The organism is Mycobacterium sp. 94-17 (assembly GCF_035617725.1).
Taxonomy (GTDB): Bacteria; Actinomycetota; Actinomycetes; order Mycobacteriales; family Mycobacteriaceae; genus Mycobacterium.
On the sequence record NZ_JAPIYN010000008.1, the window covers coordinates 94,440 to 110,504 of the forward strand.

Genomic DNA, 16,065 nt, shown 5'->3' on the forward strand with positions numbered 1-16,065 from the left:
GAACGACATGGCTGAGCGGGCCGGTCGGGGATGCCCATGAGCGGGGAGTCTTTGGCTCAGCTGCTGTTCGAGCATCCCGCGCCGCACGATGAGGTTCTGGCCTACGACAACTGCACTCAGCTAACCGGCGCCCAGATGCGGCGAGCCGCTGACGATTTGGCGTCTGAACTTCAGGCAGCGGGTGTGCGCCCGGGCGACCCGGTGGTTCTGCAGGTGCCCAACAGCGTCGACGCCGTCGTCGCGATGATCGCCATCTGGCGCGCCCAGGCCGTGTTCGTTCCACTCAACCACCGGTCGCCGGCCGCCGAACGCGAACACGTGCTCAAGAGCGTCCCTGCCGTCGCCATCGTCGATGGCAACGGCGTCGCACCGCTGGGCGGAACACCGCAACATTTTGATCCCGAGATCGCGTTTGTCACCTGGACGTCGGGAACGACCGGGCCACCCAAGGCCATCCTGCACACCCACGACGGCTACTTCGAACTGCTCGATCGCGTGCTGAAGAACCTCAAACCGACAAACGGCAACCCGGCGCAAGCCGGTCCGCCCAACTTGGTACCAGTGCCGTTGGCCCTCAACAGCGGCATATACAACGTGCTATTCGGGTTGCGCGCGGGGCGTGCACTCGTCATCATGGACCGTTTCTCGACGGCTGAGTTCGCCGACGTGGTGTACCGATTCGGCATCACATCTACCGTTCTTCCCCCAGCCGCAATCGCGATGCTCACCGAGGACGCAGCTATCAGCAACCTGAAGCCGTTGAAGTTCGTCCGCAGCATCACCGCGCCGCTGCCGCCGCCGGTGGCCCGTTCCTTCTACGAGCGCTTCGGGGTGTTCGTGCTCAACGGATATGGTCAGGCCGAAATCGGGGAGGTCATCGGCTGGACGGGCGCCGACGCCAGAAACCATCCCGAGAAAGTAGGAGCAGCCGGCCGGCCGCACCCCGGCGTGCACATCAAGATCGTCGATGCCGGCCGTGGTGAGGTGCCTGCCGGTGAGGTTGGCCAGCTGATCGTGCGGCCGCCGAAGTTGGCGGCGGGCTTCGCGTCCGGCGAGGGTCTCGGCGAGCGGATCGACTCCGAAGGTTTCGTCGCGACCGGCGACCTCGCGCGCATCGACGAGGACGGGTTCGTGTGGATCACCGGCCGCATGGGGGAGGTGATCGTCCGAGGCGGCAACAAGGTTTATCCCGGCGAGGTGGAAGACATTCTGTGTCTGTCACCGGCGGTGGCCGAAGCCGCGGTGATCGCAGCCCCCGATGACCGGTTGGGTGAGGTCCCCGTGGCTTTCATCGTCAATGCCGCGGATGCCTCGCCTGCCTCGGACGCAGATCTCACTGCCCTATGCCGCGACAGCCTGGTCTCCTACAAAGTGCCTACGGCGTTCCACCGGGTCACGGAGCTCCCGCGCAATGACATCGGCAAAATTCGACGCGCAGAGCTGACGAAGAGGTTGGCTGGGTTGCAGTGAGCGCTGAATCCGCTTTCCCTACGACGGTTCCGGCGCTGGTGCGGGCAAGCGCCGCGCAATACCGCGATCTGGATGCCGTCGTCGATGGTGAGGTAAGTCTGAGTTTCGGTGATCTTGCGGTCGCCGTTCAGCGCAGCGCGGGCGCCGCCATTGCACAGGGCATTCGGCCGGGCGACCGAGTGGCGCTGTGGGCGCCCAACACCTACAGGTGGGTGCTCGCCGCGCTTGGCCTGTTGAGTTTGGGCGCGGTGTTGGTCCCACTCAACACCCGTTACCGCGGGCGTGAGGCGGCCGAACTGATCAGACGGACGGGCGCTCGGGCGTTGATGGTGCACCACGGGTTCCTCGACTACGACTACATCGGCAGCGTGCTCGCCGCGACGAGCGGGTCGACGTCGTTGGAAGTCGTGGTGGACATGGCTGAGCAGCCTGCCGAGTCCGACCTTGCGGTTCGAATCCTCGGCTGGCAGCGGTATCTCGATGCCGGCGTGGCGGCGGGCGTGGACGATATCTGTGCAGCGGGCGACGCGGTGTCACCCGATGACCTTTCCGAAATCATCTTCACCTCCGGAACGACCGGACCGGCCAAGGGCGTGATGCTCACCCACGGCCCCAGCCTGCGGCTGTACCGCGATTACGGCAGCATTTGGGGGTTCCGCGCCGGTGACCGGAATCTCGTGAGCTTGCCCTTTTTCCACACCGGTGGTCTGAAGGCAGGGCTTATCGCCTGCCTCATTCACGGGGTCACCATAGTGCCGCTCGCCGCGTTCGACACCGATGCCGCACTCGATATGATTGCCCGCCAGAGGATTTCGGTGATGACCGGGCCCCCGACAGTGTTCGCCTCGATCCTGGATCATCCCCGCCGCGACACCTACGATTTGTCGTCGCTGCGATTGGCGGCCACGGGTGCCGCCGTGGTACCCACCACCCTTGTCGAGCGGATGCGCTCAGAGTTGCCGTTCGAAAACGTCATCACCGCCTACGGCCTGTCGGAATCCTGTGGCACGGTGACGATGTGCCGCCACACCGACAGCGCTCAGGTCGTCGCCCAGACCAACGGAGCCGCATTGCCCGGCGTGGATGTCAAGATCGTGCGCGCGGACGGAACCTGCGCCGACCCGGACGAGTCAGGGGAGGTCGTGGTCCGGGGATACAACATCACGCAGGGATACTGGGACGATCCCGCGGCCACCGCCGCGGCGATCGATCCCGACGGTTGGCTGCACACCGGCGACATCGGCGCGCTCGATTCCGCGGGCAACCTCAAAATCACCGACCGACTGAAGGATCTGTATATCGTCGGCGGATTCAACGTGTCGCCCGCCGAGGTCGAGCAGGTGCTGGCGACCCACCCTGATCTCTCCGAGGTGGCGGTCATCGGCGTTCCCGACGATCGTCTCGGCGAAGTCGGTAAAGCGTTCGTGGTACCCAAACCCGGGCGCACGGTTGACGAGGCTGTGCTGATCAAGTGGTGTCGCGGCCTGATCGCCAATTTCAAGGCTCCACGCAGTATTTCCGTGCTCGATGCGTTGCCGCGCAACGCGAGCGGGAAGGTGCTGCGCCGCGAACTGCGCGACGCCGATCATGCGGCCACGGGAAGGTCTTCCTGATGGATGTGGCGATCACCGACGAACAGGCGATGCTGGTCGATCTGGCCGCCGGGGTGGCTGCTGAGGCAGCGGGGCGATGGGCGCTGGGTCGGGCGCCGTCGGACGCCGCAGGCGCCACCGACGGCCGCGATGTCAAGCTCGTGGCGGAAGCGGGGCTCTACGGGTTGCGGCACGGCGACGTCGACCTGCAGGCACGATGGACCGATGTCTGTCTCGTCGCTGAGCAATTCGGTCGCCATCTCGCTCCGGTGCCGTTCCTCGGGCCGGTGCTGGCGCTGGAGGCGTTGCAGTACGCGGGTGCCGACGACGAGCTGATCGCCGAGGTGGCTTCGGGACAACGGCTGATGACGATGGCCGTCACCGCCGACCTCACCGCGTTCGCCGGACCCGCGGACGACGCGTTGGCGTGGGACGCGGCCGGGGTGTCATCGGCGTTGGTTCTCGCGCCTCGCATGCTGGCGCATCATGGCGTCGAACGCAGCGTGCCCACTGTCGATTTCACCCGGAGCACGGCAACGCTGAGCACGACGTCACAGGACTGTGCGGCGACGTCCGGCATCACCGATGAGGCACGTGATCGCTTGACGGCGATGGCGATGACCGCTGTTGCCGCCGATCTGCTCGGCATCATGGGGGCGGCTCTGGACAGCGCAGTCGAACACGCGAAGATCCGCCGGCAGTTCGGGGTGGCGATCGGAAGTTTCCAGGCGGTGCAGCACCTACTGGCCGATGCTCTGGTGTCGGTCGAAGCCACCCGCAGCGCGGTGTGGTACGCCGGCTGGGCCGTGGAGACGCTGGCGGTCGGCGATGCCCTGCAGGCGGCGCGCACCGCCAAAGCGTTCGCTTCCAGTGTCGGCGTGGAGGTAGTCGAAGCGGCCATGCAGGTGTTCGGCGGCATGTCGCAGACCTGGGAGTCGCCTTGTCATCTGTGGCTACGCCGAGTGCGTCTGGACCGCCAGCTGTTTGGCGATGAGCAGGTGCAGTTCGATGCACTGGCTTCAGCTGAGACCGGAAATGGGGTGCGGTAGTGGATTTCGCGGATGCGCCCGACGTCGCCGAATTCCGGGCCGCGCTGCGTCGGTGGTTGGCATCCGTCACGATTCCAGACGCCGGTGCGGTGGGCTACGCCGAGTCCAACCGGCCGTGGTATCGAACCCTGGCAGAGGCCGGTTACGTGGGGGTCTCCCTTCCCACCGAGTTCGGCGGACGTGGACTGCCGGCTAGCTACGAGGCGGTGGTCAACGAGGAACTGGCCGCTGCTGGAGCACCTGCACCGCCCCCGGTCGGCCACATCGCCCATGCCATAGCCGATTTCGCCAACGACGAGCTACGGGCGCGGTTTCTGCCAGGGCTGCTCGATTGCAGCCAGTGGTGGTGCCAGGGTTTCAGCGAGCCGGGCGCCGGTTCGGATCTGGCGGCGATTCGAACCTCTGCTCGCGCCAGCGACGACGGAATGCATTTCATCGTCGATGGTCACAAGATCTGGACCAGCGGCGCCCAATGGTCACGGTGGTGTCTGCTGTTGGCGCGGACCGAAGCCGACCAGCCACGACACGGCGGTCTTTCGATGCTGGTGGTCGATATGGAGAGCCCAGGTATACAAGCACTTCCGATCACCATGGCCACCGGCGGCAACGAATTCGCCGAGGTGTACTTCGACGGTGTGCGTGTCGATGCCGCCAATCTCATCGGCGAGCGCGGTCAAGGATGGGCGATCGCCATGCAGATGCTGGTCTACGAACGCGGGCCAGCCGACATGGGGTGGGTGGCCAGGTTCGAACGCGATGTCACCGGCGTGGAAGACGACATCCGAACCGGGCGGCTGGTCGCTGACGACGTCGCTCGTCGCGCGCTGGCCGCCGGCCGCGTCGGACTGCGGGTGCTGCACTGGCACGTGTTGCGCTCGTTGGCCGCCCGTGAACGGGACACGCCGAGTGAGGAGTCATCGATCGGCAAATTGCTGGCCACCCGAGTCGAACAGAGTCTCTATCACACCATCGCCGATATCCGCGGTGCTGATCTCGTGCGGAACGCCGCCGATGACGTCAACGACTTCGGTGCCTTCAACGACTACGTGTATTCGCGCGCGCAGTCGGTGTACGGCGGCACCCAGCAAGTACAACGCAATATCGTCGCGCAGCGCCTACTGGGACTGCCGCGCGGTTAAGGAGAAACGATGACCGACACAGACGTAGCCGCGTCGAGATCACGCTCACGGCGAGCCGACGACTCGACCTATGGTGTCATCACCGACGACGGAATCGCCAGGCTGCGCAGTCGGATCGGACTCCCGGTGCGCAATCCCGCACCACCGCATTACCGCGAACCGGGCGTGGACGCCTTCCGCAATGTCGCCAACTGCTACGGCGACGACAACCCGTTGTGGGGCGATCGTGATTACGCGTCCGGCACCCGCTGGGGCCGGCCGATCGCACCGCCGCCCCTGGTCGGTGGTGATTCACTGATCGGTGAGAACGACGACATCGAGGTGACACCGCAACAACGGGATCTGCTTAAGGGCGACCCGTTGCGCGGCGTGCACGCGTTCTACTCCAGCAGCCGCCGAGAATGGTGGGCCCCGCTGCACCCGGGCGTGCAGTGCCGGCGTCGCGACACCCTAGTCGGCGTACTCGAAAAGAGCAGCGACTTCGCCGGGCGCGCCGTGCACGAGTGGACCGGGCAGGTGTTCGCGACCGCGGACGGCGCTCCGCTGTCGGCGCAGTACAAACTCATGATCCGCACCGAGCGACGCAAGGCGCGAGAAAAGAAGAAGCACGCCGAGATCGAGCCCTACGTGTATACCGACGAGGAAATCACCGCGATCGAGGACGCCGCGCTGGCCCACCGGCCCCGCGGTGCCGACCCGAGATACTGGGAAGACGTCGGCGTTGGCGACTCCCTGGGTCCGGTGGTGAAGGGACCACTCCGTGTCACCGACATCGTCTGCTGGCACGTCGGCATGGGGATGGGTTTGTACAACGTGCGCGCACTGGAATTGGGGGTGGCCAACCACCGCCGTGTGCCGGGGTTCTATCACCGCGACGAATTGAACATCCCCGACGTGATGCAGCGTGTGCATTGGGATCCCGAGTTCGCCCGCCGCTCAGGCAATCCGACCACATTCGACTACGGCCGGATGCGCGAAACGTGGCTAATCCACGCCCTGACGAACTGGATGGGCGACGACGCATGGCTGTGGAAGTTCGAGTGCAGCTTCCGCTCGTTCAATTACGTTGGTGACACGCAGTGGATCTCGGGAACGATCGTTCGGTCATTTCTGGCCGATGGTGACCGACCCGCAGTAGACATGGGACTGCGCGCAGTCAACCAGCGCGGCGTCGAGACCACCCGCGCATCGGCGACCATCCTGCTGCCGAGTCGGGAACGAGGCCCGGTGCGGCTACCCGACCCGCCTGCCAATGCTTTACCCGCCGCAGTGGACGCCATCATCGCGTCGTTCAGCGCCTGACGTAGGAGGGGGGTTTCAATGACCGCCGGCATGGATGCTGCGCAAGCACCGGTCGCGCTGCGGCATGTCGACTGGGAGGCCCTGTTTGCGCCCAAACGGGCGGTCTTCATCGGCGCCACCGATCGGGAGGGCAGCCAGCAGCGCGCGCAGTGGCTGTTTTTCAAGGAAAGATTGGAACCCCTGGACTGCCAGGTGATTCCAGTCCATCCCACCAAGGCCGAGATCTTGGGCACGCCGGCGGTGACGTCGGTCGTCGATGTCGACGGTGACGTTGATGTGGCCTGCGTCCTGGTGCGCGACGTTTTACCGGCGGTGCGCGACTGCGTGGCCAAGGGGGTACGGTTCGTGATCGTCTTCTCGGCCGGGTTCGCCGAATTAGGCACCGAGGAGGGGATCCGCGCCGAATGCGAACTGGCGGCTCTCGCCAACGATCGCACCCGCATCATCGGCCCGAACACGAACCTCAACATCTTCGAGCCGTGGCGCAGCGATCTGCCGGGAAAGAAGCTGGCCATCGTCACCCAGTCCGGGTTCCAGGGTCGGCCCATCTCGCAGGGGCAACAGTACGGTATCGGCATTCAGTCATGGGCCACCCTCGGCAATGAGGCGGACCTGGAATGGGCCGACTTCGTCAAGCATTACGCCACGCTGCCTGATACCGGCGCGATCGTCACCTATGTGGAGGGTTTCAAGAGCGGGCGCACGATGATGCTCGCTGCGGAATCTGCTGCACAACATCATGTTCCGATCGTCGCGATCAAGGTCGGCCGCTCACAGGAGGGCCAGGCGATGGCGCAGGCCCACACCGGGCACCTGACCGGATCCGATGTCGTACACGACGCCGCGTTCGAACAAAGCGGCGTCATCCGTGTCGACGATTTCGATGAAGCCATCGAGATATCGGGTTTGTTCTGTCATGCGCCGCGGCCCACGGGCACCGACGGAGTCGCGATCTACACCCTCTCTGGCGGCACCGCTGCACACCTTGTCGACCTGTGCGCCGCAGCCGGCCTTCCGGTGCCGCGCTTCTCTGAAGCGACGGTGTCGGCATTGGCCCAACACATCCCGGCGATCCTGCGGATGGACAATCCCGTGGACACCGGTGGCACATTGACGGCGACGCCGGCGGGCAAGGCGACCCTGGAGATCGTGCTGGCCGACCCCAAAGTCAATGTTGTGATGATTCCGATCACCGGGGTGTTTCCGGGCATGATCGAGCCGCTGGCCCGCGACATCGTCCATCTGCACGCAACATCAACCAAACCGATTGTCGTGGTGTGGATGTCGCCGATCCGAGACAACGATGGCTATCGCACGCTATGCGCACACGGTATTCCCTTGTTCCACTCTCTTACCGCTGCGGTGCTTGGGGTGAAGTCCCTGCTCAACCATCGCACATTCGTCACCTCATTCGAGAGCACGCAGTGGATGCTTTCCGCGCCCCCGCTGCAGTTCGCCGACCGGGGACGGCGAATGCTCGCGGCCGCACCGACCTTGGACGAGGTGGCAGCCAAGGAACTGCTGCGCGGCTACGGCATCCCGTGCGTGGAGGAGTACGTTGCCGCCTCGGCCGGCGAGGCCACCCGCGCGGTCGACCGTCTCGGCGGCTTGGCCGTTCTCAAAGTGCTCTCTCCCGACATCGCCCACAAATCCGACCTCGGCCTTGTTCGGGTCGGCGTCACGACCGCACAGGCCGCCGATGCCTACCAGCATCTTATGAATCGTGCCGCTGAGGTAGCCCCGGCCGCGACGCTGCGCGGGGTCGTAGTGCAGGCGATGGTGACCGATCCGGTGGCCGAGGCGATCGTCGGCATCAGTCGCCAAGAACCGTTCGGCCCAGTGGTCATGTTCGGGCTCGGCGGCATCTTTGTGGAAGTTTTTGCCGATGTGGCGTTCGGTGTGCCGCCGTTCACTCGCGCATGGGCCGAGCGGATGGTGATGGGGGTGCGGTCAGCCAAACTCCTCTCCGGTGCGCGAGGCCGACCGCGGGGCGATGTCGGCTCGGTCGTCAACGTGTTATTGAACATCCAGCGACTGGCACTTGACCTCGGTGACGACATCGCCGAACTGGATGTCAACCCGCTGATGGTCCTGCCCGAAGGCGGGGGAGTGGTCGCCGTCGACGGCTTGGTTGTGTCTCGGCGGCACTGAGGGAGCCCGCACGGAATGGCATGGCAGCTTTTCCGCGTTCGCCACACGATCATCGCGAAGTGTATGTCGGTGGTTGAAACGTCGACGTTTCACGTCAACCACACTGGACAACCAATAGCGTGGCTAGTGGGTGGTTCTGGCCGACCTTGCTCTCACACCTCGGCGCCGCTTACGATTCATCCGATATTACAGAGCATAAGAGGTGTATGGTCTGTGGGTGTATCGAGGGCAGCCCGATGAGCGAGCCGCTGCGGTGAGCGGCCGAACTGTGGCGGCGGTGACCTAGCCACGAGCAACCGACGTGTCGGCATGTACCCGTTGATACCGCGGACAATTCGGACCTTTGCGGTGAGATAGTTCATGACCCCGTCATCGCCGCGCTGTTCGGTCGCTGGTTCTGGTGGCCGCGGCGCGTGCGCACCCGTCCGCTGCCGCAGCGCTGGCCGGCCGTCCGGCGGCCCGCCGAACCGGCGACAACACCGGCGGCCGATGACAACGGGTCAGCGGCGAAGGGCCTCGACTTCGGACATGAGCAGGGCAGCCACCAGGTCTGGGCGCGAGATCATCGGAGAGTGCCCGGTCGGGATGCGAACCCCGCGACCGACGTGGGCGATCGCGGCGTCCGTGTACTCCTGGGTGAGGACGTTATCCACTCCGCAACGGACGTAAAGGCTGGGAACCTCCCGCCAGGCGGGCTGAGGTATCACTGCGCTGGCGCCGTCCATGGTGTGACTGCACATGTTCGGAATCGCCCATGCCGCATCGTCGTTGGTGCAGTCGTTGTAGAACAGCTCGCGGGCGCGTTCGGGCCGGGTGGTCATCACACCGTCCTCGCCGACGGTGACCATCTCGAAGAAATGGGGGAACATCGGCAAGTCGTGGAACCACTCCCGGTCGTCTGGGACGAACGCGCATAGATACACCAACCGCGCGACCGTCGCCGGATCGAGCTTCGTGATCGGGTAGCCGCCGAAGGAATGACCGCACACCAGCACCGGGCCGTTCTGGGCCAGTCGGTCCACTTCGGCCTGCACCGACCCCGGATCCGCCGGGGTAGCGCTCCGATACAGGTCAGGCACCGCGATGGTCACATCGTCAGCGCGAAGCAGCGGCACGACCTTTTCCCAACACCACGGGCCGTGAAAGGCTCCGTGCACCAGAACGATTCCGATTGTTGGGTTATCAGTCATAGTCTCAGCTGCGGGGCAGCTCGCGCCATGGTTTACCCCGCCACGGGTCGGTCTCTTTAGGGAGCCCGAGCACACGCTCGGCGAGGACGTTCTTGTTCACTTCGGTCGTGCCGCCTTCGATTGTGTTGGCGCGGCTTCGCAGCATGCCACGAACCTGCGGCGGCATAGTGGCAGCGAATGTGTCCGGATCGTCGGAGTCGCCGGACCAGGCAATCCCCGCCGGGCCCAGCAGTTCTGCGGCGGCGGCCTGGATACGCTGGTTGAGGTCGGCGCCGTGGACCTTGCCGATCGAGCTCTCCGGCCCTGGAGCCAGGTTATTGGCCAAGCGTTCCCGAATTCGAAGGTTGGTCCACCCGCGCACCTGCTCCTCACACCACAGTCGCACCAAGCGATCCCGCACGGCGGCATCCAGCCAGGAGTTGGGCAATGCAGCGTCTGCGCGCGCACACGCGTCCTCAATGAGACGTGAAACGCCGGTGCCGCCGATGCGATCGACCCCGCCGGACCCACTGCCCGACACCATTTGCCGCTCGCCAGAGAGTGTCGCCTGAGCGACTTTCCAGCCTGCACCGACGTCGCCGACCCGGTGGGCGTCAGGCACGCGCGCCCCGTCGATGGTGGTTTCAAAGAATTCGACCTCACCGCCGATGTGACGCAGCGGATGCACCTGAACACCTGGCTGGTGCATGTCAACCAGAAAATAGGTGATGCCTTGGTGCTTGGGCAGATCAGGGTTGGTGCGGGCTAGGCAGACCGCGAAATGTGCGCGGTCGGCCCATGTCGTCCAGATCTTGCGACCGTTAAGAACCCAGTCTTCGCCGTCACGGTCGGCACGCGTGGACAGCGATGCCAGATCACTGCCGGATCCCGGCTCACTGAACAGCTGGCACCAGATCTCCTCGGCGGTGACGATTTTCGGGAGGAACCGGCGCCGCTGCGCCTCGGATCCGTGCGCGAAGAGCGCGGGTGCGGCCAGGTTCAGTCCCAGCGGATTCAAGCGTGGCAGATGATATGGCGCCAGTACTTGTTCGACTGCGCGCGCGGTCTTCCGACCCCACCCCAGCCCGCCATGCTCGGTCGCCCACATCGGTGCCGCCAGCCCCGAGCGCCCGAATTCTGGATACCAGCTGCGATATTCGGTGGGCGTGCGTACGCCGCGAACAGCTGCCGGGCCGCCGTGGAGGGCCGCCACACGCCAGCTTTCCGGCACGTGCTGTTCGACCCATGCCAGGGCGGCGGCGGATGCGTCTTGGGGTGAGGTGTCGGTGCCGGCGAGCACGCGCAGGTCGATCACCGGAGCGACCCGTTGGCGGCCGCGGCCAACTCTGCGGCGAGCTCTTCGATGCAGACATGCGTGTCACCCAGTAGTTGGGCGCTGCTGCGTGCCCTCTTGAAGTACAGATGCGCATCGTGTTCCCAGGTGAAACCGATTCCTCCGTGCAATTGGATCATCTGTGCGGTCACGAAGGTATAGGCATCGTTGCAGACAATGCGGGCGGCCAGGGTGGTGCGCAGCACGTCGGCGTCGTCGTCGAGTGCCCGTGCGGCAGCGTAGGCCGCCGAGCGAGCAGATTCGGTTTGGATGAGCATGTCAGCCAACCGTTCTTTCACCATTTGAAAGCTGCCCACCGGGCGCGCGAACTGGTATCGGGTCTGAACGTATTCCTTTGTGACGTCCAGGCATCGGCGAGTTCCCCCCGCTTGCTCGGCGGCCATCATGGCGCGCGCGACGGCGATGGCGCGATGCACGGCAACTGCGGGAGCGGCGCACTTTAGGCGCCGTGCCGGTGTGCCATCGAAGACAAGGCGCGCCAACTTGCGGGTCTGGTCGAGGCTGACGAGACGCTGCCGCTGCAGCCCGAGTGCCTGGGCGACCACAGCGAAGATCTGGGGCCCGTCGTCGGTGATGGCCACCGTCAGGACCAGCCCGGCAGTTGTCCCGTCGATCACGTAGTTCTTGGTGCCGTCCAACAGCCACTGATCGTCGTGTCGGCGAGCGGTCATCGCGCCGCCGGTCGGCGCCCACAGACCGTCGTCTTCAAGCAATGCCGCGGTCGCGGTCAGCTCGCCGGCCACCAAATCAGGGGCGAATGTGGTCAGCACATCCTCATCCCCGGCCGCCAGCAACAGCGGCAGCGCGAGTGCAGCGGTACCGAAGAACGGCGCACACAGCAGGCTGGCGCCGGTTTCTTCGAAAGCGTAGGCGAGTTCGACGAATCCGGCTCCTGCGCCGCCATAGGTGGCGGGTGTCGCCAGTCCGGCCAGCCCCAACTCACCTGATAGCCGCCTCCACAGCGGCGCCTCCCAGCCACCGGTCGTCGCCATCGCCCGGCGCACGGCTTCGGACGAACTGAGCTGACGCATCGCCGCCCGGACGGTTTCGCCGAGCAGCTCGGCGTCTGCGTGGTCGACGGTCACTGTGGCTTGCGTCCTCTCCGTCCCAACCGGCTCACTTAGATCACTTGGAGCCGAAGCGATTTCCCGCGTCGAGGCGAATGCATTGACCGTTCAGCATCTGGTTGGTGACAATCGCCTCGACGAGCTGGGCGTACTCCTCGGGTTCGCCCGGTCGTTTGGGGAAGGCGGCGTTGCCCAGCAGGCTGGCCTGCCACTCCGGGGTGAGATTCGCCCGGGCCGCTGGACTCATGAACAGACTTGGCGCAATGGCCAGCACCCGGATTCCCAGTGAGCCGAGGTCGCGGGCCATCGTCAAGCTCATGGCCGCGATGGCCGCTTTGGCTGCAGCGTAACCGATTTGGCCGATCTGTCCTTCGTAGGCGGCGATTGAGGACGTGTTGATGATGACGCCTCGTTCGTCGTTCACGGGTTCGTTGCTGCTCATCCAGAACGCGGCCAGACGACTGACGTTGAAGGTTCCCACGGTGTTCAGGTCTTGCAGATACCGGAAGGCATCAAGGTCGTGTGGTCCGTCTTTGGACAGCGTTCGGCGTGCGAGCACACCGTCGGGTGTGCGCTGCCCGCCGGCGGTGGTGACGGCCACATGCAAACCACCGAGGCTATCCACCGCGTCGGCGAAAATCTGCTCGAAGCCGTCGAAGTCGGTGACGTCTACCTGGTGAAAGGTGCCACCCACCTCGGTCGCCACCGCCTTACCCGGTTCAGGGTCGCGGTCGAGGATCGCCACGGATGCCCCGCAGGTGGCCAACCGCACGGCCGATGCGCGGCCCATACCCGATCCGCCACCGACGACGACGACCTTGCTGCCAGCGATGTCCACGAACCCTCCAGACGGTCGTGAGCCAGATGGCCCTACTACATCTATCTTAATATAGTTATAGTCTGTAGCCTGCTGTCAACGGCACTGGTTGGACATATTGTGCAGAACGTATGATCGATGGGAATTGGACCTGCCTGCGTGGGCGAACTGATGAGATGGCGATGACGTCACTGGGCGCCGACCTGATCCAGGCGATGCAGGCGGCCGACATCGACGTGGCCGGACTGCGGCAGAAATACCGGCAGGAGCGCGACAAACGCTTCAACGCGCGCGGTCTGACGCAGTTCGTACAGGTCTCTGCGGAGTTTTCCGGCGGAGTCGACGATCCGTACACCGATCCCGATTTCACTCGGCCGTCGATGCACGACGAGGTCGACGCCGTCATCGTCGGTGCGGGGTTCTCCGGATTACTCATCGGCACCCGACTACGCGCGTTGGGCCTTGCGCGGATCCGCCTGATCGAACACGCCGGCGATGTCGGCGGCGTGTGGTACTGGAACCGCTATCCAGGTGCCATGTGCGACGTGGAGTCCTACACCTACATCCCGATGCTCGAAGAGCTCGGCTATATCCCCAAGCACAAGTACTCATCGGCGGTGGAGATCTTCGAGCACGCACAGCGCATCGCGCGTGCGTACCGGTTGTATGACGACGCGCTGTTCTCCACCGAGGTTCGCAGCGCGTCCTGGCACGACGAGTCCAAGCGGTGGACGGTGCGCACCGACCGCGGCGACAGCATCACCACGCAATTCCTCGTGCTCGCCAGCGGCCCGTTGACCGTGCCGAAATTACCTGCCTTGCCGGGGATTAACGAGTTCAGCGGGCACACGTTTCACACCAGCCGATGGGACTACGGATACACCGGTGGCGACATCACCGGAAATCTCACCGGCCTCTCCGACAAACGCGTCGGCGTCGTCGGCACCGGCGCCACGGCTATTCAGTGCGTGCCGAAGCTGGCCGAGTCAGCCAAACACCTCTACGTCTTCCAGCGCACACCTGCCATCGTCGGGGTGCGCGGCAACCGCGAAACCGACCCGTCGTGGGCGGCGACGCTGACCCCGGGTTGGCAGCGCCGACGACTGGAGAACTTCACCACTTTGGTCAGCGGCGGCTATCAAGACGTCGACCTGGTCGACGATGCCTGGACCGACCTCTTCCCGTCGGTGACCCCACTGGCGGCCCGGCGGATGTCCGAGCGGCTGGGGCGTCCGCTGGAGCGCGCCGAAATGGCTGAATTCCTCGAGCTCTGTGACTACCAGAAGGCCGACGAGCTGCGCGCGCGTGTCGCCTCCATCGTCCGGGATCCCGTAACCGCCGAGGCGCTGAAGTTTTGGTACCGGATCTTCTGCAAACGCCCATGTTTTCACGACGAATATTTGCAGTCGTTCAACCGTCCCAACGTCACGTTGGTCGACACCGACGGCCGGGGCATCGACAGGTTCACCGCGCACGGCGTGCTGGCCGGCGATCACCAGATCGATCTGGACTGCCTGATCTTTGCCACGGGCTTCGAGATCGGCACCGCGTTTTGGGAGCGCGCGCACTTCGACCTCGCCGGCCGCGGCGGCGTACGACTTTCCGAGCGGTGGGCCAAAGGTCCGCGGACGTTCTTCGGGATGCAGTCCCACGGCTTCCCGAACTGCTTCTTCATGGGCGCGATGCAGGCCGGTGCGACGGTCTGCGTGACTCACGTCGCCACCGAGCAGGCCGATCACGTCGCTGCGGTCATCGCGCTGACGCTGGATCACGGCGGTGTGGTCGATGTGACGCGAGCCGGTGAGGACAGCTGGCAGGACGAGATGCGCGAAAAAGCACCCAGCAACGCGTTCGAGGCCGAGTGCACACCGAGCTACTTCAATAGCGAGGGAGATGCGAATAACCCCAACGGGATTCCAGCCAACCGTTATGGCGGTGGCGCACTGAAGTATTTCGAGATCCTGCGCCAGTGGCGCGCCTCCGGTGAGGCGGAAGGCCTGGCATTCGAGAGCGCGGCGAGATGACGGTCCGGGTCGGCATGGTGGCACCTCAGGACGGTGCGCAGGTTGCGCTGGCCGAGAAGCTAGGCGCCGATTCGTTGTGGGTGGGTGGGCATGTGGTGTTTCCGGCACCGACTCCCGAAACCATGGTGTGGCTCGCACGACTGGTCGAGCAGACCGTCTCGGTCACGGTGGGGACCGCGGTATTGGTGCTGCCGCTGTATCAGCCTGCGGTGATCGCCAAACAGATCGCCGACCTAGACCGCGTCTGTGGTGGCAGGCTTGTGCTCGGGGTGGGTGTCGGCGGTGAGCATCCCCCGGAGTTCGAGGCCTGCCAGGTGCCGTTGGCCGGTCGCGGCCGGCGTACCGACGAGGCCATCAATGTCATGCGCCATCTGTGGAGCGGCCAGCCGGTCAACCATCGCGGTGAGTTCTTCTCGATGGCAGACATCCGGCTCAACCCGCCGCCGCACACACCGAACGGCCCGCCGGTCGTCGTCGCCGGGCGCCAGCCCGCGGCGATGCGACGCGCAGCGATTATCGGTGATGGCTGGATGCCGTATATGTACTCACCCCGCAAGTACGCCCAGTCTGCGGCCTACATCAAGGAGCTTGCCGGCGAAAACGACCGTGAACTCACCGATTTCACCTGGGCAGTTTACGTGCCCGTGTGCGTCGATGACGACGCTGGGGCGGCCCGCCGGTCGGCGGCCGCGGCGCTCGGCGGCGCCTACAACCAGGATTTCACCGACCTGGTCGCGCGGGTTGGCGCCGCGGGAACCGTCGAAGACGTGGTGTCCCGGTTGCTTGAGTATGTCGACGCCGGGGTACAACACATCGTCTTGATGCCCAGCCGATTCGATGAGAAGCACACCGAATGTCTGCTGACCGATGTCGCGCCGCGAGTGCGCGGGTAGACACTCTTTCGCATGTGTCGTTCGATATATAGAATGCG

The 16,065-nt window shown here is 65.0% G+C and carries 12 protein-coding genes; 8 read left to right on the plus strand and 4 right to left on the minus strand.

Annotation, left to right across the window (positions count from 1 at the left end):
- Positions 1 to 36: 36 nt before the first annotated feature.
- The 6 genes from OQ789_RS11845 to OQ789_RS11870 are packed head-to-tail and all read left to right on the plus strand — an operon-like array spanning position 37 to position 8,703.
- Complete coding sequence (locus OQ789_RS11845) at positions 37 to 1,470, plus strand: class I adenylate-forming enzyme family protein (protein WP_324685926.1); 1,434 nt, start codon at positions 37 to 39, stop codon at positions 1,468 to 1,470.
- Positions 1,467 to 3,083: a FadD3 family acyl-CoA ligase gene (locus tag OQ789_RS11850; protein ID WP_324685928.1), complete on the plus strand. Its 1,617-nt coding sequence runs from the start codon at positions 1,467 to 1,469 to the stop codon at positions 3,081 to 3,083. The genes OQ789_RS11845 and OQ789_RS11850 overlap by 4 nt, the downstream gene beginning before the upstream one ends.
- The gene (locus OQ789_RS11855) at positions 3,083 to 4,111 is read left to right on the plus strand and encodes an acyl-CoA dehydrogenase family protein (RefSeq protein WP_324685929.1); all 1,029 of its coding nucleotides are present in this window, start codon (positions 3,083 to 3,085) and stop codon (positions 4,109 to 4,111) included. The genes OQ789_RS11850 and OQ789_RS11855 overlap by 1 nt, the downstream gene beginning before the upstream one ends.
- Positions 4,111 to 5,250 (plus strand): acyl-CoA dehydrogenase family protein, encoded by a 1,140-nt coding sequence (locus tag OQ789_RS11860; RefSeq protein ID WP_324685930.1) that lies wholly within the window; start codon positions 4,111 to 4,113, stop codon positions 5,248 to 5,250. Before OQ789_RS11855 ends, OQ789_RS11860 begins: the two co-directional genes overlap by 1 nt.
- A gap of 9 nt (positions 5,251 to 5,259) precedes the next feature.
- Complete coding sequence (locus OQ789_RS11865; protein ID WP_324685932.1) at positions 5,260 to 6,552, plus strand: hypothetical protein; 1,293 nt, start codon at positions 5,260 to 5,262, stop codon at positions 6,550 to 6,552.
- Between the two features lie 18 nt (positions 6,553 to 6,570).
- Positions 6,571 to 8,703, plus strand: a complete 2,133-nt coding sequence (locus OQ789_RS11870; protein WP_324685934.1) for an acetate--CoA ligase family protein — start codon at positions 6,571 to 6,573, stop codon at positions 8,701 to 8,703.
- 500 nt (positions 8,704 to 9,203) lie between these two features.
- On the opposite strand, the gene OQ789_RS11875 is transcribed toward OQ789_RS11870, so the two are convergent.
- Genes OQ789_RS11875 through OQ789_RS11890 form a run of 4 tightly spaced genes read right to left on the minus strand, consistent with a single transcriptional unit; the run spans position 9,204 to position 13,131 of the window.
- A complete protein-coding gene (locus OQ789_RS11875) occupies positions 9,204 to 9,893 on the minus strand; it encodes an alpha/beta hydrolase (protein WP_324685935.1) in 690 nt (229 codons plus the stop codon).
- 4 nt (positions 9,894 to 9,897) lie between these two features.
- Entirely contained in the window at positions 9,898 to 11,178 is a 1,281-nt protein-coding gene (locus tag OQ789_RS11880) for an acyl-CoA dehydrogenase family protein (protein WP_324686066.1), read from the minus strand.
- Between the two features lie 5 nt (positions 11,179 to 11,183).
- Positions 11,184 to 12,311, minus strand: coding sequence for an acyl-CoA dehydrogenase family protein (locus OQ789_RS11885; protein WP_324685936.1), 1,128 nt, complete (start codon positions 12,309 to 12,311; stop codon positions 11,184 to 11,186).
- 40 nt (positions 12,312 to 12,351) lie between these two features.
- The gene (locus OQ789_RS11890; RefSeq protein WP_324685938.1) at positions 12,352 to 13,131 is read right to left on the minus strand and encodes an SDR family NAD(P)-dependent oxidoreductase; all 780 of its coding nucleotides are present in this window, start codon (positions 13,129 to 13,131) and stop codon (positions 12,352 to 12,354) included.
- Between the two features lie 161 nt (positions 13,132 to 13,292).
- Here OQ789_RS11890 and OQ789_RS11895 point away from each other — a divergent pair, with 161 nt between their 5' ends.
- Both OQ789_RS11895 and OQ789_RS11900 read left to right on the plus strand, forming a co-directional pair.
- Entirely contained in the window at positions 13,293 to 15,134 is a 1,842-nt protein-coding gene (locus OQ789_RS11895) for an NAD(P)/FAD-dependent oxidoreductase (RefSeq protein ID WP_324685940.1), read from the plus strand.
- A complete protein-coding gene (locus OQ789_RS11900) occupies positions 15,131 to 16,027 on the plus strand; it encodes an LLM class flavin-dependent oxidoreductase (protein ID WP_324685942.1) in 897 nt (298 codons plus the stop codon). The genes OQ789_RS11895 and OQ789_RS11900 overlap by 4 nt, the downstream gene beginning before the upstream one ends.
- Positions 16,028 to 16,065 lie beyond the last annotated feature (38 nt).

Excerpts from the sequence above, each read along its gene's own strand:
- OQ789_RS11845 (WP_324685926.1), top strand. The coding sequence starts at position 37 with ATGAGCGGGGAGTCTTTGGCTCAGCTGCTGTTCGAGCATCCCGCGCCG.
- OQ789_RS11855 (WP_324685929.1), top strand. The coding sequence starts at position 3,083 with ATGGATGTGGCGATCACCGACGAACAGGCGATGCTGGTCGATCTGGCC.
- OQ789_RS11865 (WP_324685932.1), top strand. The coding sequence starts at position 5,260 with ATGACCGACACAGACGTAGCCGCGTCGAGATCACGCTCACGGCGAGCC.
- OQ789_RS11870 (WP_324685934.1), top strand. The coding sequence starts at position 6,571 with ATGACCGCCGGCATGGATGCTGCGCAAGCACCGGTCGCGCTGCGGCAT.
- OQ789_RS11875 (WP_324685935.1), bottom strand. The coding sequence starts at position 9,893 with ATGACTGATAACCCAACAATCGGAATCGTTCTGGTGCACGGAGCCTTT.
- OQ789_RS11895 (WP_324685940.1), top strand. The coding sequence starts at position 13,293 with ATGACGTCACTGGGCGCCGACCTGATCCAGGCGATGCAGGCGGCCGAC.
- OQ789_RS11900 (WP_324685942.1), top strand. The coding sequence starts at position 15,131 with ATGACGGTCCGGGTCGGCATGGTGGCACCTCAGGACGGTGCGCAGGTT.